This is a genomic window from Fibrella rubiginis (genome assembly GCF_017353185.1).
Lineage (GTDB): Bacteria > Bacteroidota > Bacteroidia > Cytophagales > Spirosomataceae > Fibrella > Fibrella rubiginis.
Genome location: NZ_JAFMYV010000009.1, coordinates 186446 through 212022 on the forward strand (window position 1 = coordinate 186446; position 25577 = coordinate 212022).

The 25577-nt window shown below is 57.5% G+C and carries 16 protein-coding genes; 10 read left to right on the top strand and 6 right to left on the bottom strand.

Going from position 1 to position 25577, the window contains the following annotated elements:
• Nucleotides 1–124: 124 nt before the first annotated feature.
• Nucleotides 125–2353 carry a xanthine dehydrogenase family protein molybdopterin-binding subunit gene (locus J2I47_RS17800; RefSeq protein ID WP_229374719.1) on the top strand — a complete coding sequence of 743 codons (2229 nt, stop codon included), beginning with the start codon at nucleotides 125–127 and terminating at the stop codon, nucleotides 2351–2353.
• 19 nt (nucleotides 2354–2372) lie between these two features.
• On the opposite strand, the gene J2I47_RS17805 is transcribed toward J2I47_RS17800, so the two are convergent.
• Complete coding sequence (locus tag J2I47_RS17805) at nucleotides 2373–3137, bottom strand: DUF2490 domain-containing protein (protein ID WP_207365947.1); 765 nt, start codon at nucleotides 3135–3137, stop codon at nucleotides 2373–2375.
• Between the two features lie 286 nt (nucleotides 3138–3423).
• On the opposite strand from J2I47_RS17805, the gene J2I47_RS17810 reads away from it, so the two are divergent.
• The 5 genes from J2I47_RS17810 (at nucleotide 3424) to J2I47_RS17830 (ending at nucleotide 14186) form a co-directional block, all read left to right on the top strand.
• Nucleotides 3424–5916: a glutaminase family protein gene (locus tag J2I47_RS17810; protein WP_207365948.1), complete on the top strand. Its 2493-nt coding sequence runs from the start codon at nucleotides 3424–3426 to the stop codon at nucleotides 5914–5916.
• Between the two features lie 146 nt (nucleotides 5917–6062).
• Nucleotides 6063–7967, top strand: a complete 1905-nt coding sequence (locus tag J2I47_RS17815) for a glycoside hydrolase family 2 protein (protein ID WP_229374721.1) — start codon at nucleotides 6063–6065, stop codon at nucleotides 7965–7967.
• Between the two features lie 211 nt (nucleotides 7968–8178).
• Nucleotides 8179–10242 (top strand): beta-L-arabinofuranosidase domain-containing protein, encoded by a 2064-nt coding sequence (locus J2I47_RS17820; RefSeq protein WP_207365949.1) that lies wholly within the window; start codon nucleotides 8179–8181, stop codon nucleotides 10240–10242.
• A gap of 52 nt (nucleotides 10243–10294) precedes the next feature.
• Nucleotides 10295–12850 carry a TonB-dependent receptor gene (locus J2I47_RS17825; protein WP_207365950.1) on the top strand — a complete coding sequence of 852 codons (2556 nt, stop codon included), beginning with the start codon at nucleotides 10295–10297 and terminating at the stop codon, nucleotides 12848–12850.
• A 226-nt stretch (nucleotides 12851–13076) separates the two neighbouring features.
• A complete protein-coding gene (locus tag J2I47_RS17830; RefSeq protein WP_207365951.1) occupies nucleotides 13077–14186 on the top strand; it encodes a PQQ-dependent sugar dehydrogenase in 1110 nt (369 codons plus the stop codon).
• Between the two features lie 196 nt (nucleotides 14187–14382).
• On the opposite strand, the gene J2I47_RS17835 is transcribed toward J2I47_RS17830, so the two are convergent.
• From J2I47_RS17835 to J2I47_RS17845, 4 genes are all read right to left on the bottom strand, one after another.
• Entirely contained in the window at nucleotides 14383–16128 is a 1746-nt protein-coding gene (locus J2I47_RS17835; protein WP_229374723.1) for a cation-translocating P-type ATPase, read from the bottom strand.
• Between the two features lie 33 nt (nucleotides 16129–16161).
• Complete coding sequence (locus J2I47_RS26625) at nucleotides 16162–16890, bottom strand: P-type ATPase actuator domain-containing protein (RefSeq protein ID WP_229374725.1); 729 nt, start codon at nucleotides 16888–16890, stop codon at nucleotides 16162–16164.
• Nucleotides 16887–19559, bottom strand: a complete 2673-nt coding sequence (locus tag J2I47_RS17840) for a cation-translocating P-type ATPase (RefSeq protein ID WP_310587686.1) — start codon at nucleotides 19557–19559, stop codon at nucleotides 16887–16889. The genes J2I47_RS26625 and J2I47_RS17840 overlap by 4 nt, the downstream gene beginning before the upstream one ends.
• A gap of 567 nt (nucleotides 19560–20126) precedes the next feature.
• Nucleotides 20127–20978: a hydroxymethylglutaryl-CoA lyase gene (locus J2I47_RS17845; RefSeq protein ID WP_207365952.1), complete on the bottom strand. Its 852-nt coding sequence runs from the start codon at nucleotides 20976–20978 to the stop codon at nucleotides 20127–20129.
• 110 nt (nucleotides 20979–21088) lie between these two features.
• On the opposite strand from J2I47_RS17845, the gene J2I47_RS17850 reads away from it, so the two are divergent.
• Nucleotides 21089–21307, top strand: coding sequence for a hypothetical protein (locus J2I47_RS17850; protein WP_207365953.1), 219 nt, complete (start codon nucleotides 21089–21091; stop codon nucleotides 21305–21307).
• Between the two features lie 3 nt (nucleotides 21308–21310).
• On the top strand, nucleotides 21311–21877 hold the full coding sequence (locus J2I47_RS17855) for a hypothetical protein (protein ID WP_207365954.1): 567 nt from the start codon (nucleotides 21311–21313) through the stop codon (nucleotides 21875–21877).
• A gap of 80 nt (nucleotides 21878–21957) precedes the next feature.
• Here the strand turns inward: J2I47_RS17855 and mnmA are convergent, their stop codons facing one another.
• Nucleotides 21958–23085 (bottom strand): tRNA 2-thiouridine(34) synthase MnmA, encoded by a 1128-nt coding sequence (gene mnmA, locus J2I47_RS17860; RefSeq protein ID WP_207365955.1) that lies wholly within the window; start codon nucleotides 23083–23085, stop codon nucleotides 21958–21960.
• A gap of 108 nt (nucleotides 23086–23193) precedes the next feature.
• On the opposite strand from mnmA, the gene J2I47_RS17865 reads away from it, so the two are divergent.
• Both J2I47_RS17865 and J2I47_RS17870 read left to right on the top strand, forming a co-directional pair.
• A complete protein-coding gene (locus tag J2I47_RS17865) occupies nucleotides 23194–24033 on the top strand; it encodes a fumarylacetoacetate hydrolase family protein (RefSeq protein WP_207365956.1) in 840 nt (279 codons plus the stop codon).
• A 7-nt stretch (nucleotides 24034–24040) separates the two neighbouring features.
• Entirely contained in the window at nucleotides 24041–25537 is a 1497-nt protein-coding gene (locus J2I47_RS17870) for an aldehyde dehydrogenase (NADP(+)) (RefSeq protein WP_207365957.1), read from the top strand.
• Nucleotides 25538–25577: the final 40 nt, after the last annotated feature.

Genomic DNA, 25577 nt, shown 5'->3' on the forward strand with positions numbered 1-25577 from the left:
GGTGGCCTCGCGTGAGTTGGCTACGCGCTGGTGTGTAGCCAATTCACGCCAAGCTTTGTCTCTCGTGCTGGACAAGATCTCAACGCTTGTTTGGTGTCTCATACAACCAATGACCTTTAAAAACATGGCAAAGAAACTGCTAGGTGATCCGATAAACCGCGTCGACGGGGCGTTGAAAGCAACCGGTCGTGCCCGCTATTCGGCCGATATAAAACGGCCCGGCATGCTGCACGGCGTACTGGTGATGAGCACCATCGCTAACGGAAAAATTACGGCCATCGACACGGCGGATGCACTGAAAGTACCCGGCGTGGTAAACGTAATGAGCCACCAGAATGCCCCCAAACTGGCAGGGATGGACAAAAACAAACCCTCGGAGATTGCCACCGACCGCGTGTTGCACGTCTTTCAGGATGACCTGGTGCACTACAACAACCAGCCTATTGCCATGGTGCTGGCCGAGACGCTTGAGCAGGCCACAGAGGGCGCTTCGCTGGTGCGGGTGACGTATCAGACGCAACCCGTGAAACTGCCGCTACCCGCCGGAAAAGCCGACATGAGTACCCCCAAGCAGATGCCTCGTGTAGACGACCAGGTCGATACCAAACGGGGTGACCTGGCGGCGGGGCTGGCGGCGGCTATCAACCGGATGGAAGAGACCTACACCACGCCCACCATGAACCACAACGCCCTGGAACCCCACGCGTTGCTGGCCTATTGGGAAGGTGATAAGCTCACCATGTACAACGCCACGCAGGGTATTTCGGGTTGCCAGAAGCGGGTGGCCGAGATCTTTGGGATGCCCAAAGAAAACGTCCGCGTAATCACGCAGTTTCTGGGGGGCGGCTTTGGCAGCAAAGGCACCACGTTTTCGCACGTGATGCTGGCCCCAATGGCGGCTAAACTGACGGGTAAACCGGTGAGGCTGGTGCTGAAACGCGAGCAGATGTTCGGGATGGTGGGCAACCGGTCGGCTACGGTGCAACGGCTGAACCTGGCTACCGGCAAGGATGGAAAACTGCTGGCTACGGCACACCACTCTATTACCCAAACGTCTGATTTTGACGAGTTTGCGGAGCCGGCCGGCACCATTACCCGGATGCTCTACGCCTGCCCCAACCTCGACACCACCCACAAGTTCATCCGCGCCAACATCGGTACGCCAGCTCCCATGCGCGCACCGGGCGAAGCCCCCGGCGTATTTGCCCTGGAAAGCGCCATCGACGAAATGGCCGCGCAGCTCCGGATGGACCCGCTGGCATTTCGGCTGGCCAATTACGCCGAAACGGACCCCAACAAAGACAAACCATTTTCGTCAAAATCACTCCGCGAATGCTACCGGCAGGGGGCTGAGCGGTTCGGCTGGAGCAAGCGCCCCGCCCAGCCTCGCAGCCTGAAAAACGGCAACTACCTCCGGGGCATGGGCATGGCTACGACCGTTTACCCCATGAACCGGGGCGAGTCGACAGCGCTGGTGCGGCTCAAACCCGACGGCACGGTGCAGGTGGAAACCGCCACGCAGGATCTCGGCACAGGTACGTTCACGATTATGACCCAAATTGCCGCCGAGGTGTTCGGCCTTAGTCCCGATCAGGTGACCCTCAGCGCGGGCGACTCTATCTACCCTACGTCGTCGGTGTCGGGCGGGTCGCGCAACACGGCGAGTACGGGGTCGGCGGTGACGCAGGCAGCGCAGGAGGTGCTGAAGAAAGCCAGACAGATGGCGTTGAAGGACCCAAAATCACCCCTGTTCAACGTGGCTGAGGCCGAGATCGTGGTTCAAAAAGGAGGTCAGTTACAGCAGAAATCGAACCCGAAAGTAGGCGAGGCCCTAACCAGTTTGCTGAAACGTAACGGCAATAAACCCCTCGAAGCCACGGTGCAGTCGAAGCAGGGTGACGAGAAGGGAAAGTACTCTATGAACGCGTTCGGGGCCGTTTTTGCCGAGGTGGAAGTAGATGAACTACTGGGTGAAGTGCGGGTGACGCGGCTGCTGGGGTCGTTTGCTGCCGGTCGGATTGTGAATCTCAAAACAGCCCGCAGTCAGGTGCTGGGCGGTATGGTCTGGGCGGTGAGCATGGCCCTGCACGAAAAAACGGTGTTCGACCCGCGCAACAACCGCGTTATGAACGCCAATCTGGCCGAATACCACGTGCCGGTCAACGCCGATATCCAGGAAATAGACGGTTTTTTTATCGAGGAAGCTGATGACATTGTGAACCCGGCGGGCGTGAAAGGCATCGGCGAGATTGGCGTAGTAGGCACCGTGTCGGCCATCGCCAATGCCATCTACCACGCCACCGGCCGCCGCTTCCGCGACCTGCCCATCACGGTCGATAAAGTGCTGGCGTAATTGGTGGATCTGTCCAGACTCACCAATCATACACCACATTCAGCCGGAAGCCGTTGTTGTTTTCAAATACTGGTTTACCCGTTGCTGGGTCGTTATCGGCGTGTTGGGTAATCTGGTTCAGGTAGCCCAGTTCCAGGTTGAGCGCATCGGAAAATCGGTAGCCGAGACCGCCGCTGATGCGGTTTTGGTTAAAGACGTTGTTACCCACGTTTTTGCCGAAACCGATGAAGAGTTCATCGTAGAAAAAAGCGTACCATTCCCGGTTGTCCAGGGTGCGACCCTGCAGCGGCACCCTGGCCTGTAGCTGATACCGGACCCGGTTCTGATAACTCCAGCCAGCCACTTCGCGTGAGCCGCCGGGCATGAGGTTCGCCAGCCACCGCTGCTCCAGCCGGAGGCGGTGGCTTAGGTTCACCGTGCCCACCGTATCAGTTACCGTGATGTCTTCGTAGGCCCTATGTTCGGTAAAAGGTACGCCCGTTTCAGCCACCGGATGATTGCCATACGGGTAGGTGACCAGGGCCGTGTAGCCCCCGGATAACTGAATTTTATCGGCTGTTTTATACACCAGCCCCAGGCGATAAAGAGCTTGCTGCCAGTTTGTTATGAGATCGGTACGGCGCCACTGCACTTCTGTATGAATGGCCCAGTTGCGGGTCAGTTTGTGATCACCATTGTAGGTGAACCAGCCAATGGCATTGTGGTCGGTGATACGAGCAGGCTGGGCGTTTACCAAGAGTGGCGCCAGGGCAAAAAGGGCCAGTATCAGCAGCCAGTTGTGCATGGTGAGGCAGGTCAGTTGTTGAACTGGTTGTTTTTCAGGACAACCTATAGCCGGAGGCCAGGGCTGTTTTTTTCGAGGCAGCGGATTGTTTGGGTTGCGTGGCGACCTAACGCCAGCGTTTTGTGCCGGATCGCGGTGTAGCCCCCAATCAGCCTGTCTGGGTTCCATCAACGATAAACAGTTGACGCCTTAAGGCTCCTACAATCAGGAGGGCCTTTCTTTTGGTCGAAAGGATAGTTTTCACCCCCTCCTTTCTTCTGCTACTACAATACCTGATTCACGAGTTATGAAAAAGATTACCCTGTATCTGGCCCTGCTGGGGTCTGTTTCCTTCTCGCAGGCACAGTCGCTGAGGCCCCCTGCTTACCCACTCATCACCCACGATCCGTACTTCAGTGTCTGGAGTGAAACCGACAAGCTCACCGATTCGCCCACGCGCCACTGGACAGGCAAGCCGCAGTCACTGGAAGGTATTGTGCGGGTCGATGGCAAAGCGTACCGGTTTATGGGGGCCGTGCCTACCACCTACAAACCGATCTTACCCACCGGCGAAAGCGGCCCTTATTCCGCCCAGTACACCACCAGTCAGCCCGACGGTGGTTGGGAAACCCCCGGTTTCGATGCCAGCAACTGGGTTACCGCTCCCGGCCCCTTCGGCGACACACCCGACGCAAAGACGACCTGGAAAAACGGCGCGGGGCAATCGGGTCAGATCTGGGTCCGTCGCGAATTTACCTACGACGGCGAGGGTGATCCCAGCAAATTTCTACTAAGCCTTAACCACGACGATCAGGTGGAAATTTACCTCAACGGGGTCGAGATTCTGAAAAAGCCCGATTACATCAACGACTACGTTTACCTGCCGTTGCCAGAGTTGGGGCAGAAAGCACTGAAAAAGGGCAAGAACATCCTGGCAGTACACTGCACCAGCCCACGTGGTGGTTCCTTCATTGATGTGGGCATTGTCAACCCCATTACCCCCGCAGCGCTGACTACCGCCACCCAAACGGGCGTGATTGTACGGGCCACGCAGACAGACTACACCTTCACGGCTGGTCCGGTAGACCTCCGGCTGAATTTTCTCTCGCCGCTGCTGCTGACCGAACTTGAGGTGGCTGCCCGCCCCATTACCTACCTTACGTTTACCGTGCGTGCGCGCGATGGCCGGGCGCACGCGGTGCAGCTCTATGTTGGTGAATCGGCTACGATGGCCACCAACCAGGGAGGTCAGGAAGTGGTGACCAATGCCAGCTTAAGCAATGGCCTGAGCTGGCTGAATGTGGGCACCAAAGACCAGCCGTTGCTGCAAAAGAAAGGCGACAACCTCCGCATCGACTGGGGGTATGCCTACCTCGCGTCGCCCGGCAGCGTGGGTGTTCAACTGGCGGCAGGTACGTCTGAGGCCCTCCGCATGGCTTTCATTGATGGGGGTAGCCTGCCGGCGGGGCAGCAAACCACCGGGGCTGCTCAGGACGTGGGACTTGGCATCAGCCTGGCGATGGGCAACGTGACGGCCAAACCCGTTGAGAAACACATCATGCTGGCCTACGACGACCTGTATTCGGTGCAGTATTTCGGCAAAAACCTGCGGGCGTGGTGGCGGCGCGATGGCAAAACAACCATGCCCGACCTGCTGCGAACCGCCTCTAACGACTATGCCCGCCTTCGTCAGACGTGCACCTCGTTTGATGCTAAGCTCCGCGCCGATGCCCAGAAGGCTGGTGGTAGCCAGTATGCCGACCTATGTGTGCTGGCCTACCGGCAGGCCATTGCGGCCCACAAGATTGTTGAAAGCCCCAAAGGCGAGGTGTTCTTTTTCTCGAAAGAGAATTTTTCCAACGGCTCCATCGGCACCGTCGACGTGACCTACCCGTCTGCACCACTGTTTCTGCTGTATAACAACAACTTAGCCAAGGGCCTGCTGCGGTTTATCTTCGACTACAGCGAAACGGGCAAATGGAAAAAAGACTTCCCCGCCCATGACGTGGGTACCTACCCGCTGGCCAACGGCCAGACCTACGGCGAAGACATGCCCGTAGAAGAAGCCGGTAACATGATGATCCTGACCGCCGCCTCGGTCATGGCCGACGGCAAAGCCGACTTTGCTAAGGAACACTGGCCTTCGCTGACCAAGTGGGTGGGCTTTCTGAAACGCGATGGCTTTGACCCCGGCACGCAACTCTGCACCGACGACTTTGCCGGTCACCTGGCCCGCAACGCCAACCTCTCGGCCAAGGCCATCATGGGCATTGCCTGCTACGGAAAGATGGCGCAGATGATGGGCGACAAAAAAACCGCCGACGAACACCTGACCCTCGCCCGCGACCTGGCTAAAAAATGGATGACCATGGATTCGGAAGGCGATCACTACGCGTTGACCTTTGATCGGCCCGCGTCAGGGAAGACGCCCAATAGCTGGAGCCAGAAATACAACATTGTCTGGGACAAGCTATTAGGGCTGAACATCTTCCCGAAAGAAGTGGCTCAAAAGGAGATTGCCTTCTACCTCAAAAACCAGCAATCCTACGGCCTGCCCCTCGACAGCCGCAAGACCTACACCAAGTCGGACTGGATTATGTGGACGGCCACAATGGCCAACTCGAACCGTGACTTCCAGGCGTTTGTAAGCCCCGTCTGGAAGTATGCCAACGAAACCCCAACCCGTGTTCCACTCAGCGACTGGCACGAGACTACGGATGCCAAACAGGTTGGTTTTCAGGCCCGCAGTGTAGTAGGCGGCTATTTTATCAAGATGCTGGAAGGCAAACTGGCAAAGTGATTTACGAATTACGATTTACGAATTACGATTTATTGCTGACGCGAGGGTTTGCTCTACAGCAAAAAGGTGCCGCACCGGCGGACCGGTCAGCAATAAATCGTAATTCGTAAATCGTAATTCGTAAATCACTTCATTCAAGCTATTTTATGAAAGCACCCCTCGTTATCTGCCTGCTGGGCCTTGGCATGGCATCTGCGCTGGCGCAGACTACGGTCAATGTACCCCGCAAGGCGAACATCATGAGTCGCTGGGAGAAGGCGATTACGCCCGAAAACGCCTGGCGCGAATACCCCCGTCCGCAGATGGTGCGGAAGCAGTGGCAGAACCTCAACGGTATGTGGGACTACGCCATCGTCCCCAAAAATTCGACGATGCCGCGAGGGACTACAGAACAAATCATGGTGCCGTTCTGTGTTGAATCGACGGTATCGAAGGCAAACAAATCCCTTGGGCCGGACGAACGGCTGTGGTATCGGCGGAACGTGACGATACCGGCTCAATGGGCGGGTCAACGGGTGCTGCTGCATTTCGGTGCGGTCGACTACGAGTGCGGTTTGTGGATCAACGGGGCCTACGTGGGCAGCCATGTGGGCGGCTCCGATGCCTTCAGCTTCGACATCACCGATTACCTCGTCAACGGGTCCAATCAACTCGTTTTGGGCGTGACGGACCCCACCTCCACCGGCGAGCAGCCACGCGGAAAGCAACTGATGAACCCCAATAGCATCTGGTACACGCCGGTGTCGGGCATCTGGCAGACCGTCTGGATGGAACCCGTGCCAAAGCAGCACTACATCGACGAAGTAAAAATCACGCCCGAACTGGATTCGGGTCGTGTGCGGATCGACGTGCTCACCAATCAGCCCACCAGCAACAGCATGGCCGTACGGCTCACGGCGATGGACGGCAAACAGACCGTGGCGAGCACGATGGTTCGGGCCGGAAAAACGGCGTACCTGCCCATCAAAAACCCCAAGCTCTGGTCGCCGGATAGCCCGTTTTTGTACGACCTGACCACCGAACTGGTCAACGTGGTAGACCCCTTCGCGTCGGCAGAGCGAGGCCGTCGGCCCCGGCAGGATGACGTGGTGCGGGCTGCCTATGCGGCCACGACGGTGCAGGGTGCCCCGGTCGACGTGGTGACGGGCTATTTTGCCATGCGCAAAAGTTCGATAGGCGCGGGGCCGGTGGCCGGGCAGCCGGTGATGCTGCTCAACAACAAGTTTGTGTTCCAAAACGGCCCCCTCGATCAGGGCTGGTGGCCGGGCAGTTTGCTCACGCCCCCGTCTGACGAGGCAATGGCCTATGAGATCGACTTCCTCAAAAAGTCAGGCTTCAACATGCTCCGTAAGCACATCAAAGTAGAGCCGGACCGCTACTATTACCTCTGCGATAAAATGGGTATGATGATCTGGCAGGACATGCCGTCGGGTTTTCTGGAAGGCCAGAACGAAGCCCCCGGCGACCAGACCGAACCCATCCGCCGGTCTCGGGCCAAAGAGCAGGTGGAACTTGAGTTTCGGCGGATGATGAACAACCTGCACAGCCACCCCAGTATTGTGGCCTGGGTGGTGCATAACGAAGGCTGGGGGCAGTACGAAAATCCACGCATGGCGGCCTGGGTGAAGGGCATCGACCCTAGCCGGGTGGTCAATGCCGTGAGTGGCTGGAACGACCGCGGCGCGGGTGATTTGTTCGACATTCACACCTACGAACCCGAACCCCGTTCGCCCGAAGCGAAGAACAACCGCGCGGTGGTGATCGGCGAGTTTGGCGGCATCGGCTGGCCGGTGCAGGGGCATCTGTGGAACCCGGAGATGCGCAACTGGGGCTATCAGACCTACCAGACTGCCGCCGAGGTAGAAGCTGCCTACCGAAAGAAATACGCCAAAATTGTGGAATACTACCAGAAACAGGCCCTGTCGGCAGCGGTCTATACCCAAACCACCGACGTGGAAGGCGAGGTAAACGGCCTGCTGACGTACGATCGCGAAGTAATCAAAATTCCCGTCGAGACGCTGAAGGCCATTCATGCACCGCTGTTTAGGTAAGCTGATTATGCTTTATGCGGGTTGGCTTCGCGCTCTAGGCCCTTCGACTAGGCGTCCCCGACAGGCTCAGGGTGACAACGATCTTGAATTGATTCACAAGAGAATGGTTCTAGTTTCCTGTCACCCTGAGCCTGTCGGGGACGCCTAGTCGAAGGGCCTAGAGCGCGAAGCCAACCCGCATAAAGCAACACCAATTATCGACCTCTCCCCCATGAAATACCTCATCTCCAGCCTTGCCCTCTCCGCAGCGGCGTTTGTTGCGCCCAACAAACCCGCCCCCACCCGCACCGTAACCGTGGTTGACCGCCCGGTAACGACATCGCGGAATGCGTATTATGTTAGTAATCAGGCACCGCTGCAGCCCGAGTTTCTGGTGAAGCTGCCTATCGGGGCTATTAAGCCGGCGGGGTGGCTGCGGGAAAATCTGGACCGGCAGGCCAACGGACTAGCGGGGCACCTGGGTCAGATCAGCATCTGGCTCACCAAGAAAGACAACGCCTGGCTGAGCAAAACCGGCAAGGGCGAATATGGCTGGGAAGAGCTGCCCTACTGGCTGAAAGGCTACGGCGACATGGCCTACGTACTAAACCGTCCCGACATGCTGGCCGAAACCAAAATCTGGCTCGACGGCACCATCAACAGTCAGCGCGACAATGGCGATTTTGGTCCCATCGTGATGAAAAACGGCAAGCGCGACCTCTGGGCGCAGATGCTCATGCTCTGGTGCCTGCAATCGAGCTACGAACACAAGCCCGACCCGCGCATTCTCACCCTGATGACGCGGTATTTTGCCTGGCAAAGCACCATTCCCGACGATCAGTTTCTGGAAGATTACTGGGAAAACAGCCGGGGCGGCGATAATCTCTTCAGCGTCTATTGGCTCTACAACCGCACCAAAAACCCGAAGCTACTGGACCTGGGCACCAAGATTCATAACAACACCGCCAACTGGCGACAGGCGAACAAACTACCCAACCTGCACAATGTGAACATCGCGCAGTGCTTCCGCGAGCCAGCCACCTATTATCTCCAAAGCAACGAGGCAAGCGACCTGAAAGCCACTTACCGCGACTACAACATGGTGCGCGAACGATTCGGGCAGGTGCCCGGCGGCATGTGGGGTGGCGACGAAAACAGCCGACCCGGCTACGACGACCCCCGGCAGGCGGTGGAAACCTGCGGCATGGTGGAACAAATGGCTTCCGACGAACTGCTCATGCGCTTTACCGGCGACCCGTTCTGGGCCGAAAACTGCGAAGACGTAGCCTTCAACACCCTGCCCGCCGCCTTCATGCCCGACTACCGGTCGCTGCGCTACCTCACCGCGCCCAACATGGTGGTGAGCGACAGCAAAAACCACAGCCCCGGTCTGCAGAATGAAGGACCGTTTTTGATGATGAATCCCTTCAGCAGCCGCTGCTGCCAGCATAACCACTCCAACGGCTGGGTCTATTACGCCGAAAATCTCTGGATGGCTACCCCCGACAATGGCCTCGCGGCGGTGCTGTACAACGCCTCGTCGGTGACGGCGAAGGTGGGTGATGGGCCGGGCGGCGTTCCGCAGATGGTTACGCTGAAACAGGAAACGAATTACCCCTTCGAGGAACAGGTACGGATGACGGTGCAGACGGCTAAACCCGTGGCCTTTCCGCTGTATCTGCGGGTGCCGGCCTGGTGCCGGAATCCCACGGTGCGCATCAACGGGCAGGTAGTGAAAGCCGATGCCAAACCCGGACAGTACATTGTGGTAACGGAAACCTGGAAACAGGGCGACAAGATCACGCTCGACCTGCCCATGCACCTGGCCGTGCGGACGTGGGACAAGAACAAAAACAGCGTGAGCGTGAACTACGGTCCGCTGACGTTTTCGACCAAAATAGAACAGGAGTTCCGCAAAGAGGATAGCAAGAAAACGGCCATCGGCGACTCGAAATGGCAACCCAACGCCGACCCGACGCAGTGGCCGTCGTATGAGATTTACCCTAAATCGGCCTGGAATTATGGGCTGGTGCTGAACGGCAGCAAGCCCGAAGAGTCGTTTACGGTGGTGAAGAAAAAAGGGGTCGCAAACACCTTCCCTTTCACGCCCGACGCTGCTCCGATCACCCTAACAGCCAAAGCCCGCAAAATTCCCGGTTGGGGCGTAGACCAGTACGGTCTCTGCGCCGTATTGCCCCAAAGCCCCGTTGCCACTACCGAACCCCTCGAAACAATCACGCTGGTGCCGATGGGTACCACCCGCCTGCGTATCTCAGCATTTCCGGTAGTGCGGTAGGGGCGGGCACGACCGATTCGGGTCCGGCCCGCCCCAACAATCTCAACGTTCTATGAAAAATACCCTATTACTTCTCTGGCTGACCCTTGTCAGCCTTTCCGCCTGGGCACAGACGCCCACCGTTCCGCCTGAAGGCACGGTGGTGCCAGATAGTTTGGTGAAGAAAAAGGAGACTCCCGCACTACCCGATTCCACAACCAAACAAGCTGATTCGCTGAATGTTACCCCTGCCGACAATCAACCCGCGGTACTGGCAACGGGCAACATCACCGGTATGGTGCTCGATTCGGCGGGGCAGGGGCCGGTGGAGTTTGCCACGGTGGCCTTGCTCGGCCCCACAACAAACCGACCCATCACCGGTACCACCACCGATGCGGCGGGGCATTTCTCGTTTGCCCACGTGCCACCGGGCACGTATCGACTGCTGATTAGCTTCGTAGGGTACGAGAACCAGATGGCCAGCGTGTTTATGGTTACGCCCGTAAAACCCGACGTGACCCTGCCGAAACTGCTGCTTCGAAGTTCGCACCAGACGCTGAGCGAGGTGAAAGTGACGGCCAAGCGCGATCTGATCGAAGACCGCGAAGACCGGCTGGTGTATAACGCGGGCAACGACCCCACCAACAGCGGCGGCACGGCGGTCGACGTGATGAAAAAAGTGCCCCTCCTCACCGTTGACCCCGACGGAACGCTGACGCTCAAAGGCAGCACAAGCATTAAGGTGCTGGTGAATGGAAAACCGTCGAGCATCATGGCCCGCAGTATTGGCGAGGCGCTGCAGATGATCCCGGCCGATGCCATCAAATCCGTGGAGGTGATCACGGCACCATCGGCGAAATATGACGCCGAGGGCACGGCGGGGGTAATCAACATCATCACCAAAAGTAGCCTGCAGGGCCTGGTGGGGGGTATCAACGCCACCACCGGCAACCGGAACCATAACCTGGGTGCCAACGTCAATATGCGGAAAGACAAAACGGCCCTCACGGCCTATGGCGGGGCTAACCTGAACCAGAATGACGGTGGTTCGTACTCGCTCCGGCGCACACTGCTACCCACGCAGGGCAGCAGTGTGCTGGAACAAAGCAGCACCAACCGTAGCCTTGGCGGGGCTGCGTTTGGGTCGTTTAACCTCGACTACGAGCTTGATTCCACGAATCAGTTTGGTCTCGATGGGAGCTTCAACAGCGGCTTCCGCAACGGCTCTTCCATCCGCGATACGCGCTACGGCAGCGACGACACCCGGCAACCGTTTCGGCGGTACACCGACAGTCCGTCAACCAACAACAGTCTCGACGGCAACGTGAACTATACCCGGCTGTTCAGGCGGACCGACCAGCAGTTTACGTTTCTGGCCCAGGCCAACCGCAATAAAAATGATAGCCGCTATTCGCTGAATCAGTACCCGCTGCCGCAGACCGAATTCATTAATTACCGCGAACGCAACACCAACCTCAACACCACCACCGAGGTGACGCTGCAGGCCGATTACGCCCACCCATTCAGGAAGGGCAAAAAAACGCTGGAGGTAGGCGCCAAAAGCATCAGCCGGACCGTGGCAAGTGATTACCGGCTTGAGAACGCCACCGACAGCACCGCCTTCCAAGATGTACCCAGCCGCGCCAACCAGTTCGACTACCGGCAGTGGGTAGGGTCGGTCTACTCATCGTTTCGGCTGGTGACGCCCAAACGGTGGAGCTATACGCTGGGTGGCCGCTACGAAATCACGCATATCGACGCCAATTTTATGTCGACAAAAACGGCGTTTGCGAGCAACTACCGCAATTTTTTGCCCAACATCACCTTCTCGAAACGGTTTGGCACCAGTCAGCGCATCCGGCTCAACTACAGCCAGCGGATTCAGCGGCCACAGATCTTTTTCCTCAACCCCTACATCAACTCCATCGACCCCAGAAACCTGTCGTTTGGCAACCCGTACCTCAACCCCGAACTGGCGCATTCGGTGGAATTGACGTACAGCACGTTTACTAAGAAGGGACTGAATATCAATGCGTTGTTGTTTACACGATTGACCAATAACGCCATTGAGCGCATCACCACCGTGGATACCACCAACGTGTCGTACAGCACGTTTCAGAACATCGCCAAAAATGCCACCTACGGCATGAATCTCTTCGCCGCCGGTCGTCCCTACAAAAACTGGCAACTGAACGGATCGTTTGGCCTGAATTACAACGTGCTGAACAGCGTGGCCCTCAACATCCGCAACACAAACTGGAACTACCGCGTCACGCTCAACGCCTCGGTGCCACTGGCGCAGGATTACAGCATTCAGGCCAACGGTTCGTACAACTCGCCGCGTATTCAGCTGCAGGGACAATCGTCGGGATTTTATAACTACGTGCTGGCGTTTCGGAAGGAATTCAAGCCGAAACAGGTGGTACTGACCCTAAACCTGGAGAATTTCCTGTCGCGCTACAACACAATCTACAACCAGTTCAGAACGGTGCAGTTCATCACCGACGGCTACAACTACAACGCTTATCGCAACATCCGGCTGAGCGTCAACTGGCGTTTCGGTAAGATGGAATCCAAGGCCCCACGCGCCAAAAAGCGCATCAGTAATGATGACGGAAAGTCGGAGTAGGGGTGGGGTTATTGTCATCGTGGCATTTTTTGTCATCCCGGCGTTTTCTGTCATCCCGACGCAGGAGGGATCTACTTTCCTTCAATCGAATTGTATGTTAGGAAAGTAGATCCCTCCTGCGTCGGGATGACAGAAAACGCCGGGATGACAAAAAATGTCGCGATGACAAAAAATACTGGGAGAATGAAAGCTTGTTGACTGTTAATATTATGACTGTCAATGTATTATGAAAAACTCACTTACTCTTCTCACCTCTTTACTCAGCCTGTTCCTGCTGCTGAGCAGCAATCGCAAACCCGACACACCCACCGCCACCGCTGCCGATTCATTACAGGTACGGGTGGTGAAAACGGGGCTGACCATGCCCTGGGAAATCCTCTGGGGGCCTGACAACATGATCTGGATGACCGAGAAGGCCGGTAAGGTGTCGCGGTTAAATCCGAAGACGGGCGAGCAGACGACCGTATTTCAGGTGCCCGACGTGAAAGAAGGCAACTACGGCGGGTTGCTGGGCATGGTGCTGCACCCGCAGTTTGCGCAGCAGCCCTACGTTTTTCTGGTCTACAATTACGACGCGGCGGGGAAATTCAAGGAAAAAGTAGTGCGCTATGACTACCGAAACGGCACGCTGACAAATCCCAAAACGCTGATCAACAATATCACCGGTAACGAAGACCACAACGGCAGCCGCCTGCTCATTACGCCCGACCTGAAATTGCTGATTACTACCGGCGACGGTGCGCGGCAGAACGTGGCGCAGCAACTCGATTCGCTCAACGGGAAAGTGCTCCGGCTGAATCTGGACGGCAGTCTGCCCACCGACAACCCGTTTCCCAATAGCCCCGTCTGGAGCCTCGGCCACCGCAACATTCAGGGCCTGGTGCTGGTGGGCGATAAACTCTACGGCTCCGAACACGGCCCCAACACCGACGACGAGGTGAACCTGATTACCAAAGGCGGCAACTACGGCTGGCCCAACGTGGCGGGCTACTGCGACGATAACCAGAAGGGCGAGACAGCCTTCTGCCAAACGCACACCATTATCGAGCCGCTACGGTCCTGGACACCCACCATCGGCCTGTGTTCGCTGGACTATTACAACAAATCACAGTTACCTCGATGGCGCAACTCGCTGATTGCTACAAGCCTGAAAGCCAGTCGGTTGTTACAATTAAAGCTTGACCCAACGGGTAGGAAAGTGGTGGGCGTCAACGAGTTCCTGACTAACCAGTACGGGCGCCTCCGCGACCTGTGCATCGCCCCCGACGGTACCGTCTATGTGGCTACCAATAATTTTGGGGACGATAAGATTATTGCCATTACGGCGGCAAAATGAGGTAGTCAGGCAGACCAGGTGCAGGCGCGTATTTCCGGCATATCTTCGTCGTTTTGGTAGCACCCGACAACCAGCCCCCGGATTGCCATTGGCCTGGTGTTGCTGGGAGGGCTTGTTCTGTTGGTGTTTGGCGGCAAATGCCCCCTCACTATTTCTATTTTTTCATAAGTATTGCTGGCCACCTGTTTTGAAGGCTTTAACGTCGTTTATACCCCTCTATCCAGCCTACACCAACCAGCGCGGCGAGTGTGCACCAGCCCAGGAAGGATGCCGACAGGGGGGTGAACTCGAACAGGCGTTGGGCGGGGGCTACGAACAGCGTGGTTAGCAGGAGGCCAAACGTCAGGGCCAGCATCAGCCAGAGGGTTGGGTTGGGCAGGCGAAGGGTCTGGAAAACCGACTGTGTGAAGGATCGACTTACCAGCGTCAGGGTGATGTTGCTGAGTACGAGCGTGGTGAACACCAGGGTGCGTACCTGCGCCATGGATTTGCCCTGCTGCATGAACACGTAATACACACTCAGCACGGCCCCTGAAATGCCCAGGCCCTGCAGAATGCTTCGGGTCAGTTCTGGCCCGGCCAGGAAGGTGTCGGGCCGCAGTAGGTCGGTGGCTTTTCGGGGTGGCTGTTGCATTTGGTCGAACCCGGCCGGGCCGGGTTCGGCGGGTTCGGTCTCGAAAGCGATGGAGCAGGTTGGACCCATCACCAGTTCCAGGAAAATAACGTGTACCGGCGTGAGCAGATTGGCCCATTTCCAGCCTGCCAGCAACGGCACGGCTACCGTCAGGATAATCGGGATGTGGATGGACACCACATAGGCCACGGCTTTTTTCAGATTCTGGTAAATGCGTCGCCCCTGCGCGATGGCCTCGACCATGCTGCCCAGATCATCATTGACCAGCACCAGCGAGGCTGCCTGTTTAGCGACTTCGGTGCCGCGCCTGCCCATGGCCACGCCAATGTGGGCGGCTTTCAGGGCCGGTCCGTCGTTGACGCCGTCGCCGGTCATGGCCACGATTTCGCCGGTCTGTTTCAGGGCCGCCACCACCCGCAGTTTGGCGTCGGGAAACATCCGGGCAAACACCGCCGTCTGAGCCACCTGTGCTTGCAGCGTGGGTACATCCATGGCCATCACCTGCTGGCCCGTGAGCAGCGTGTCGGCACCGGGTAGGCCCACCTGCCGGGCAATGGCCTGCGCCGTTTCGGGGTAATCGCCGGTGATTAGTTTGACCCGGATGCCCGCGTCGGTAAACGCCCGGACCACGGCGGCGGCGTTGGCTTTCGGTGGGTTGTCGAGGGCAATCAGCCCCAGAAATGACCATGTAAAGGCATCCTGGTTGGCCGGAAAATCGGATGTTGCATACGTACCCCGCGCGACGCCCAGCACGCGCAAACCAGCTTCGGATAGCTGTCTTGTTTCGGCACGAATACGGTCGGCGGCACCCGCGTCGAGGTGGCAAACGGCCAGTACGTGCTCCACGGCCCCTTTTGCCGCAATTAGCTGCTCGCCCGATGGTGACCGCCGCACGTGGGTCATCATCGGCGGCGTACCGGCCAGCGGGTATTCGTGCACCATCGGGTACATGTCAATCGGCAGGGCTGGGCAGGCGGCAGTGAACGCGGCGACGATGGCTTTTTCCATCGCGTCGAAGGGCTCGGTTTCGCTGGCCCAGCGGGCGTAGGTGAGCACCGTCGTGGCCGCGTCGGACAAGGTTTCCGGCAGGGTGGTGCGGACGTGGGCGGCACCGTCGTAGAGTGCCCGGACGCTCATGCCTTCCTGGGTGATGGTGCCGGTTTTGTCGGTGCAGATGACCGTGGCCGAGCCAAGGCTTTCCACCGTTTGGGGCTGTTTGGTCAATACACCCATCCGGCCCAGGCGGGCGGCGCCCAGGGCCATAAAGCTGCTGAACGCCACCGGAATTTCTTCGGGCAAAATAGACATCGCCAGCGTGAGGCCGAAGAGCAGCGCCGTGATTCAGTCGCCGGAACGGGCGTAGTTGATGCCGAACACCAGTGCAAACGCCCCCACGCCAATCCAGGCCATGCGCACCACGAATCGGCTTATCTGCACTTGCAGGGGCGTTTTTTCTGTGCTGATGCTGCCGATGCTCCGCCCAATGTTGCCCAGTTCGGTTTGCCCGCCCACCGCCGTCACCGTCAGCCACGCGCTGCCCGATGCGGTGCTGGTTCCCGCAAAAACCGCATCGCCCGGCTGCTTCGTCACCGCTACAGATTCACCCGTCAGGATGGCCTCGTCGACGGAGAAATCGGTGGTGTCGGTCAGGGTGCCGTCGGCGGGCAGGCGTTCGCCTTCGCTGACCAGCACCACATCGCCCACCACCACAGCCTCAACGGGGATGGCGGTCAACGTACCGGCGCGACGTACCTGCGTCATGGGCTGCGTCTGTTCCCGCAGGGCGTCGAGGGCGCGGTTGCTGCGGATAGACTGATAAACCGAAATGCCCGATACCAGTAGCAACGCCACACCCAGCGTGATGGCTTCGGCGGTTTGCCCCAGTCCGATATACAGGGCACAGGCCACCAGCAACAGCAGAAACATGGGCTCGGTCACGACCTCTTTCAACGTACCCCAAACGCCCGACCCGGCGGTGGCGGTGAGCACATTCGGGCCGTGCGTTGCCCGCGACTGGGTTACGGCGTCGGGCGATAGACCGGATAGGGGCGGGGTAGCGGTTTGCATCATTGGCTGGTTTTGGTCCGTTGGCGACTGATTAATTTCTGTACTTCCACCGCCCAGAACACGATGCTCGACACGCCGACAGTGACGCCCAGTTCGGTCCACGACAGCGGCTGCGTGTTGAAGAGGCGGTTGAAAAAGGGCACGTAGATGATGAGTCCCTGCAACGCCACCGCCAGCAGCAATGCCCCCAGCATGGGTTTGTTGGCCAGCAGGCTGACGCTGAAAAAGGACGCCTCGTGCGAGCGAATGGCGGCGGCGTTGCCTAACTGACTGAAGCAGAGTACGGTAAACGTCATCGTCTGCCAGTGCGGCAGGCCCTCCCCAATAGCCCACACCTGAATACCGATGGTGACGGCCCCGATCAGCAGGCCTACCCACAGGATAAACCAGCCCGTGCCGTCAGCAAACAGGGTTTGTTGGGGATCCACCGGCGGGCGTTTCATGGTGGTTTTCTCGGCGGGTTCGTAGGCCATCGCCAGGCCGGGCAGCCCGTCGGTAATGAGGTTGACCCACAGAATATGAATGGCCGGCAGCGGGATGGGAAAGCCCAGCAGCGGGGCCAGCGAAATCGCCACAATTTCGCCCGCATTGCCCGACATGATGTAGCGGATGAACTTCAGGATATTGTCGAAAATGCGCCGCCCGTGTTTCACCGCCGTCACGATAGTGGCGAAGTTATCGTCGAGCAGAATCATGTGCGCGGCCTCCTTCGAGACCTCCGTGCCGTTAATACCCATCGCAATGCCGATGTCGGCGTTTTTGAGCGCGGGCGCATCGTTGACGCCGTCGCCGGTCATGGCTACGTAGTGATGCTGGGCCTGTAATGCGCTGATAATCCGCAGTTTCTGCGCCGGATCGACGCGGGCGTACACACGTACCTGCTCCACGATAGCCTCGAAGGCCGGGTCGTCCAGTTTGGTTAGCTCTGGTCCGGTCAGCACCCGGTCGGTGGGGGCGGTGATGATGCCGAGGGTTTCGGCGATGGCTTTGGCGGTCAGTTTATGGTCGCCGGTAATCATCACCGTATTGATGCCCGCCCGTCGGCATTCGGCCACGGCTTTTTTGGCTTCTTCGCGGGGTGGGTCAATCAGTCCGGCAAACCCCAGAAAAGTCAGGCCGGTTTCGATGGTTTTTGGCGTCACCTCGGCGGGGAGTTCGGGCAGTAGCCGGGCGGCGTAGCCCAGAGTGCGGTAGCCTTTTTCGGCCATCGCATCTACCCGTTTCAACAGGTCAGGTACAGCCTGCCCCGCCGAAGCGAGGTTACCCGCCTGCACCGTGTCGAGTTGTTTGACCAACACTCCCACAGCCCCTTTTGTCAGCGCCAGCACGCCCGAATCGGTCCGGTGCAGGGTGGTCATACATTTGCGGTCTGAATCAAAGGGCAGTTCGGCGATGCGCGGAAAACGGCCTTCCAACGGCATACGGGCATAGTGTTTGTCGGCGGCGTACCGGGCCAGAGCCACTTCGGTGGAGTCACCGAGCCAGCCGCCGTCGGCATGCTGCATCACGTCGTTGTTGAGGGCCATCGCCAGCAGCAAGCCATTGTCCTGCCCGAAAAAGGCCGGTGCTGGTGCTTCGTCTATGGCTTCGACTGTCATCTGGTTGAGGGTCAGCGTACCCGTCTTGTCGGTGCAGATGTAGGTGACAGACCCCAGCGTTTCCACTGCCGATAATTTCCGTACCAGGGCATGAGTTTTTACTAACCGACTCGCTCCGAGGGCCAGCGCAACCGTCACCACGGCGGGCAGGGCTTCGGGAATGGCTGCTACGGCCAGCGAAATAGACACCAGCAGCAGGTTCAGCAGCGGTTCGCCCCGGAGCCAGCCGATACCAAAAAACAGCAGGCAGACCACCACCGCGCCCGCCGCCAGGTATTTGCCAAACGTACCCAGCCGTTGTTGCAGGGGTGTGGCCGTTTCGTCGGTCTGAATCAGTTTGGCAATCTGCCCCAGTTCGGTGTTCATGCTCGTCGCCACCACGTAGGCCGTGGCCCGTCCGTTGGTCACGAACGTACCTTTGTAGCCCATATTCAGCCGGTCACCGAGGGCGTAACTGCCCTCAGGCAGCGTAGCGGAGCTTTTTTCGATGTTGTCCGACTCCCCCGTCAGCGACGATTCATCAACTTTCAGGGCGTGGGTATCCAGAAACCGGACGTCGGCGGGGATTACGTTACCGGCTTCCAGCATCGTCACGTCGCCGGGCACGAGGTCGGCGGCGTCCAGTGTTGCGGGTTGTCCGTTTCGCAGGACCTGCGCCTGACTGGTAGCCATCTTTTTCAGGGCAGCCATCGCTTTTTCGGCCTGGTATTCCTGAAAAAAGCCGATTACGGCGTTGAGCACCACAATCGCCAGAATGACGTAGGTCGATTTCCACTCACCCACTACGCCCGAAATACCGGCCGCCGCCAGCAACACCAGTATCATCACGTCGGTAAACTGATGGAACAGAATCAGCCAGACGGTCCTGGTTTTGGCATCGGTAATCTGATTCGGGCCATACTTGCCAAGCCGCTGCCGGGCCGTGTCGGCATCAAGTCCGGCGGGCGACGTGCCCAGCACGCTGGCTACCTCGGCAACGGGCGTGGTATGGTAGTTCGGGTTATTTTTGGCATAGACCAGCATAGGGACGGTGGTCAGAAACGAAAAAGTAGCCGCGTTGCCCAGGTTGAGCACCTGGTAGAAAACCCTGATTTTGCGCCGCGAACAGAATGACTATAAATGGCTTTGTGGCATGAATAACAGCTGACAAAATTGTCAAGCGATTTTAACGCCTTCCTCGGTCTGCTTTTTTCGTGTATCAGCTACGTGGCTTCGTGCCAGACGGCGGGTGCATCACGTGGTGAATAGGCACGAACGTCAGCAGTCGCTTTGCAGGGCTAGCTAACTGGCACTTTCGAGTAGGCGGAAAGGCCGGTGGTGATAAGGATCTTGGTCATGGTTGCGGGTTGGGTCAGGGTGCGTTGGCTGGTGATTGGCTACGTCTGGTCAAAGGGCTTAGAGCGCAAAGCAAAACGCAGAATAATAGACTATTACAAAAAATTAGCATGGTAGCAGACTACAGCCAGCGGTGATTCAAAACCAGCTGTCTCTCCGACCGGCTTTACAAAGATTACCCACTCAACAAAGGCAGGACATGACGCCGGTCATGCCTTTGGTTGACGAATGATAGGTGTGCCTTGTCAGGAATTGCCGCCACGATAGCTACATCGGCCCGGACAGTTGTAGGGGTTGCGTCAACGTCTAGCTGACAAGCAGTAATGCCCGCGAAAGCTGAACCGCCTCAGCAAAACGTTCGGGGTTTATGTTTGTGGCAATGCCCATTGCCCCCAGCGTATCGAGGATAACCTCTGTGGGCAGGTTCCCCGTGAGCGAATCAGCCGCCATCGGACACCCGCCGAGGCCACCGATGGCTCCCTCCAGGCGGCTCACCCCGGCATCAACTGCCGCCCGTATCTTGGCGGGCGCTTCGCCGGGGAGGGCGTGCAAATGCGCCCCGAATTTGTGGTGCGGGAAGGCGTCGGACAACTCGTTGAACAGGGCCTCGATGGCATCGGGAGTGGCCGTGCCGATGGTGTCGGAGGGGACAATGTGTTTGATACCGAAGTCAGTGAGGCGGGCCGTGAAATCGAGCATCAGGGCCGGGCTATAGGGATCGCCATACGGATTGCCGAAACCCATAGATAAATACACAACCAGTTCTTTATCAGCCTGTTGGCTCATACTGTGCATGGCCGCTATATCGGTCATGGCCTCGGCGATAGACTTATTGGTGTTGCGCTGCTGAAACGTTTCCGACACCGACAGCGGGAAGCCCAGGTACCGGATGGGTTCATAAGAAACAGCCTGCTCAGCCCCGCGTACATTGGCTACAATGGCCAGCAGTTTCGTGGCCGACGACGCCCAATTCAACCCGGCCAGTACTTCGGCGGTATCGCGCATCTGCGGCATGGCTTTGGGCGATACAAACGAGCCAAAATCAAGCACGTCGAAGCCCACAGTCAGGAGGGCGTTGAGGTAGCGAATTTTATCGGCTGTCGGAATAAACCGGGTCAGGCCCTGCATGGCATCGCGCGGGCATTCGGTGAGGTGCATAGCGAGGAGGAAAGGAGAAAGGGGGGAGAGGGGAAATGCGTGTTAAACGAAATGGCAAACTTGCGCGTTTGAGCGATATAGTTAACTTGCTGTAAAGCCAACGCAATCAGATGCTAGTTGTAGACATAGAACACGATCAGATCAGCATTCGTCGGGGTGCGATGGAAAAAGATATTCTGGACATGACACCGGAAGAACGGGAGGCGTATTATGCCCAATGTGCCTTGAAAACGCGTGAACAATTATTTATGGTAAATATGCCTGTAGTTTACCGTCAGGATGGTCATACGGTTGTTGAAAAGACCGACGGGTCAGTCATTATTTATTAATTCGTGGCGAGTACATATATAATAGCGGGGCCACCGGGAATTGGAAAAAGTTGGAACGGACATTACTTTGTTAATCCGCAAGTTGGCATTTTAAATCACGATTATATTGCACTTCGCTATAAAAATGCCGGTGTAGAAGATTTTCAAAGAATAGCCAGCCAAAAGGCGAAAGAATTCGTTACCAGCAAACTAACCAACAAGCTCAATTTTGGCCTTGAATTAAATCTAGGCTTTGATAATCATTATTCGGTAATTCACGATATTAGACAGCGCGATCCGTTCAGAACTATAACTGTCATTTTATTTTATACCGATGATCTACTGCTCTGCCTAGATCGAGCCAGGGTAAGGCAACTAGCTGGTGGTCACGATGTTGAACCATCAATAATTGAAGCAATGTACCATAACATATTTCCGCTGCTTGCCAAATATAAATACTTGATCGACAGGTTGCAACTGGTGAATGTTAGAGCGAAAACCGTAGAATTAATTTATTCCCACCGTTTCTCTTCGCCTGAGCCAGAATTTATTGCCGAAAAACTTCCGGTATGGTTTCGATATTATCACTAAACGTACCACGGACTTCAGTCGGGGACGCCCAGTCCGTAAGAATTATCTTCTTTACGGATTAAAATCCGTGGTACGTACGATTACTCCTGATTAAAACTCTTCATAATCCAGCCGCCGCCGATGACGTCGTTGCCTTCGTAGAAGACGGCCGATTGGCCGGGAGCAATAGCCGAGACGCCCTCGTCGAAATGGACCTCGATTTTGTCGGGGGCGGTTTGCATGATGGTGGCGGGTGTACCGGCGTCTTTGTAGCGCACCTTCGTTACCGTCTGCAGGGGGGCGTCGATGGTGGGGTACTTTTGCAGGTTCAGTTTGCTCACCAGCATGCCGTTGCGGTAGAGGTCTTTGTCGAGGCCCAGGATCACTTCGTTGGTCTCTTTCCGGATTTCCGTCACAAACACGGGGTGGCCCAGCGCAATGCCAAGGCCCTTCCGTTGTCCGATGGTATAGAACGGATAGCCCTCATGTTTACCCACCACTTTACCGGTGCTTTCCATCACGAAATTACCACCTGCCACCTCGGCTTCCAGCGTAGGTACGCGGCGTTTCAGAAAGCCCCGGTAGTCATTATCGGGTACGAAGCAGATTTCGTATGACTCTGATTTAGAGACCAGTTCCATGAATCCACGCTCGGTAGCCATCTCCCTGATTTCGGTTTTGCGCAAATTCCCCAGGGGTAAAATCGTTCGCGCCAGACTCTCCTGCGACACACCCCAGAGTACGTAGGACTGGTCTTTCAGGGTATCGACGCCTTTCGAAATCACGTACCGCCCGTTCGATGGCCCTTCGGTGGTGTCTTGCCGAATGTGGGCGTAGTGACCCGTGGCAATGTGTTCACAGTCAAGGCGGTCCGCCCGGCGCAGCAGCGCGTCCCATTTGATGTGGGTGTTGCACATGACGCAGGGGTTGGGCGTGCGTCCGTCGAGGTATTCGCCCGTGAAGTGGTCGATGACAGCATCGCCAAACTCGTTGCGGATGTCGAGGATGTAGTGGGGGAAACCCAGGCTGACAGCAATGTTGCGGGCATCGTTGATAGAATCCAGACTACAGCAGCCGGTCTCTTTTTTGGTCCCGCCCGACGAGGCGTAGTCCCAGGTTTTCATGGTCATGCCAATGACCTCATAGCCTTCTTCGTGGAGCAGCACCGCCGCCAGCGAAGAGTCGATCCCGCCGCTCATGGCGACCAGGATTCGTCCGTGTTTACTCATGGTATCTGAGCGGGTTCAAAGTCCGCCGATAGAATTAATGTGATTGCAAAGTTAGTCAACGACGAAGCGCGACCGAATAGTTTCTGGGTACAGCGTGCTTTCACTGCCATGAAACTCTACCGCACTACGGCTGGCATTGTGCTGGAAAAAGACGGCCAGGTCAAACTGCTGGCACAGTCGAACTGGGATACCTACGTTAACCGCGACGACCTTTTCGATAGTATGTTGGCCGATTTTGACCGTCAACAGTCCGAAGTTAACTCATTGGACTGGCTGTCGTCGCAACACATCTTGGCGCCTATCCAGAGCCAGGAAATCTGGGCGTCGGGGGTAACGTACCTGCGTAGCCGTGATGCCCGCATGGACGAGTCGAAAGAGTCGGGCGGCGACACCTTCTACGACAAAGTATATGATGCCGAACGACCCGAACTGTTCTTCAAAGCCACCGCCGGGCGCACGGTAGGCACCCATGATGCCGTCCGTATTCGCCGCGACTCGACCTGGGACGTGCCGGAGCCGGAGCTAACCCTATTTGTGACGAGTTCGGGTAAGATTGTGGGCTACACGGCGGGCAACGACATGAGTTCGCGGAGCATTGAAGGGGAGAACCCGTTGTATTTGCCCCAGGCCAAAAGCTACGACCGTTGCGCCGCGCTTGGCCCCTGCCTCTATGTACCCGGTCAACCAATTTCGCCCGATACGCAAATCAGCCTGACCATTGAACGGGGGGGCGAGATGCAGTTTTCGGGGCAGATTTCCATCAGTCAGATGAAACGCAGCCATACCGAGCTGGTCTCGTTTCTTTTCCGCGAATGCAGCTTTCCAAATGGTGTATTTTTGATGACGGGTACGGGCATTGTACCACCCAATACGTTCACGCTCCAGTCTGGCGACCAGATTACGATCACGATTGACGGCATTGGTACCCTCCACAACTGGGTAGAATGAGAAACATATGCAACTAACTGGAAAACAATTGATTGGTGCGGACATTGTGGCCGAGGGTACGACCACCTTTCACGGCTACACACCGCACAACGGGCAACCCACGGCAACAACATTCTATGAGGCCACCGACGCCGAAATTGATCGCGCCGTAGCCCTGGCCGATAACGCTTTCTGGACCTACCGCAAAACGTTGGACGTGCAACGGGCGGCGTTTCTGGAGGCCATCGCCACCGAAATCCTGGCCCTGGGCATCGACCTTATCGACATGGCCTCGCAGGAATCGGCCTTGCCAACGGCGCGGATTGAAGGGGAACGGGGGCGCACCGTGGCGCAGTTGCGGCTGTTTGCCACCTTCATTCGCGACGAAACCTGGGTTCGGCCCATCAGCAGCCCGTTGCAGCTTCAGAAGATGCCCAACGGCGAACCGGCCATGCTCCATCAGCGGCAGATTGCGCTGGGACCGGTGGCGGTATTTGGCGCGAGTAACTTCCCGCTGGCGTTTTCGGTAGCGGGGGGCGACACGGTGTCGGCCCTGGCGGCTGGTTGTCCGGTGGTGTTCAAAGCGCACCCCGCGCACCCCGCCACCTGCGAGATGGTGGGCCGCGCTATCCTGAATGCGGCGCAGCAAACGGGCATGCCTGGGGGTGTATTTTCGCTTGTCCACGGCGCGTCGAATCGGGTGGGGGAGCGGCTGGTGCAGCACCCGGCCATCAAAGCGGTGGGCTTCACCGGTTCATTTCGGGGGGGCAAGGCACTGTATGACCTGGCCGTTCGGCGACCGGAGCCGATTCCGGTTTATGCCGAAATGGGCAGCACCAACCCTGTCTTTTTCCTGCCTGGTGCCCTGGTTGGCCAATCCGACCAACTGGCCGCTTCCTTTGCGGCATCGGTCACGCAGGGGGTAGGTCAGTTTTGCACCAATCCCGGCCTGTTTGTCACAAGTGATACGGCAACCAATTTTACCACCGAACTAGCCCGGCAATTGAGTGCCATGCCCACCGGCACTATGCTGACGGCTGGTATTCAACAGGCTTATAGTCATGGTATTATGCATCAGCGGTCTGTTGCCGGAACGCAGCAGCCAACTCCCTGGACGGGAAACGGCGCGCAGCCGCATTTGCTGCTGACGTCGGTGGAAAATGCGCTGCAACACCCCGAATTATCGGAAGAAGTATTTGGCCCGTCGACGGTGGGCGTGCTGGCGCAATCGAAGGAGGAACTGCTCTCGTTTGCCCGACAACTGACCGGGCACCTCACGGCCACGATCCACGGCACCGAAGCTGACCTTGCCGAGTATGCCGACCTCGTCGACATCCTGACCACGAAGGTGGGGCGGCTGGTATTCAACGGTTTCCCCACGGGCGTAGAAGTCAACCACGCGATGGTGCACGGCGGCCCGTTCCCCGCCACCACCGACAGCCGCAGCACGTCGGTAGGCACCACGGCCATTTACCGCTTTACAAGACCAATCTGTTTTCAGGGGTTTCCGGGAGGGACTGTGTAATGTACGTGGAGTTTGCTACGTTCACGGTGTACTAATGATA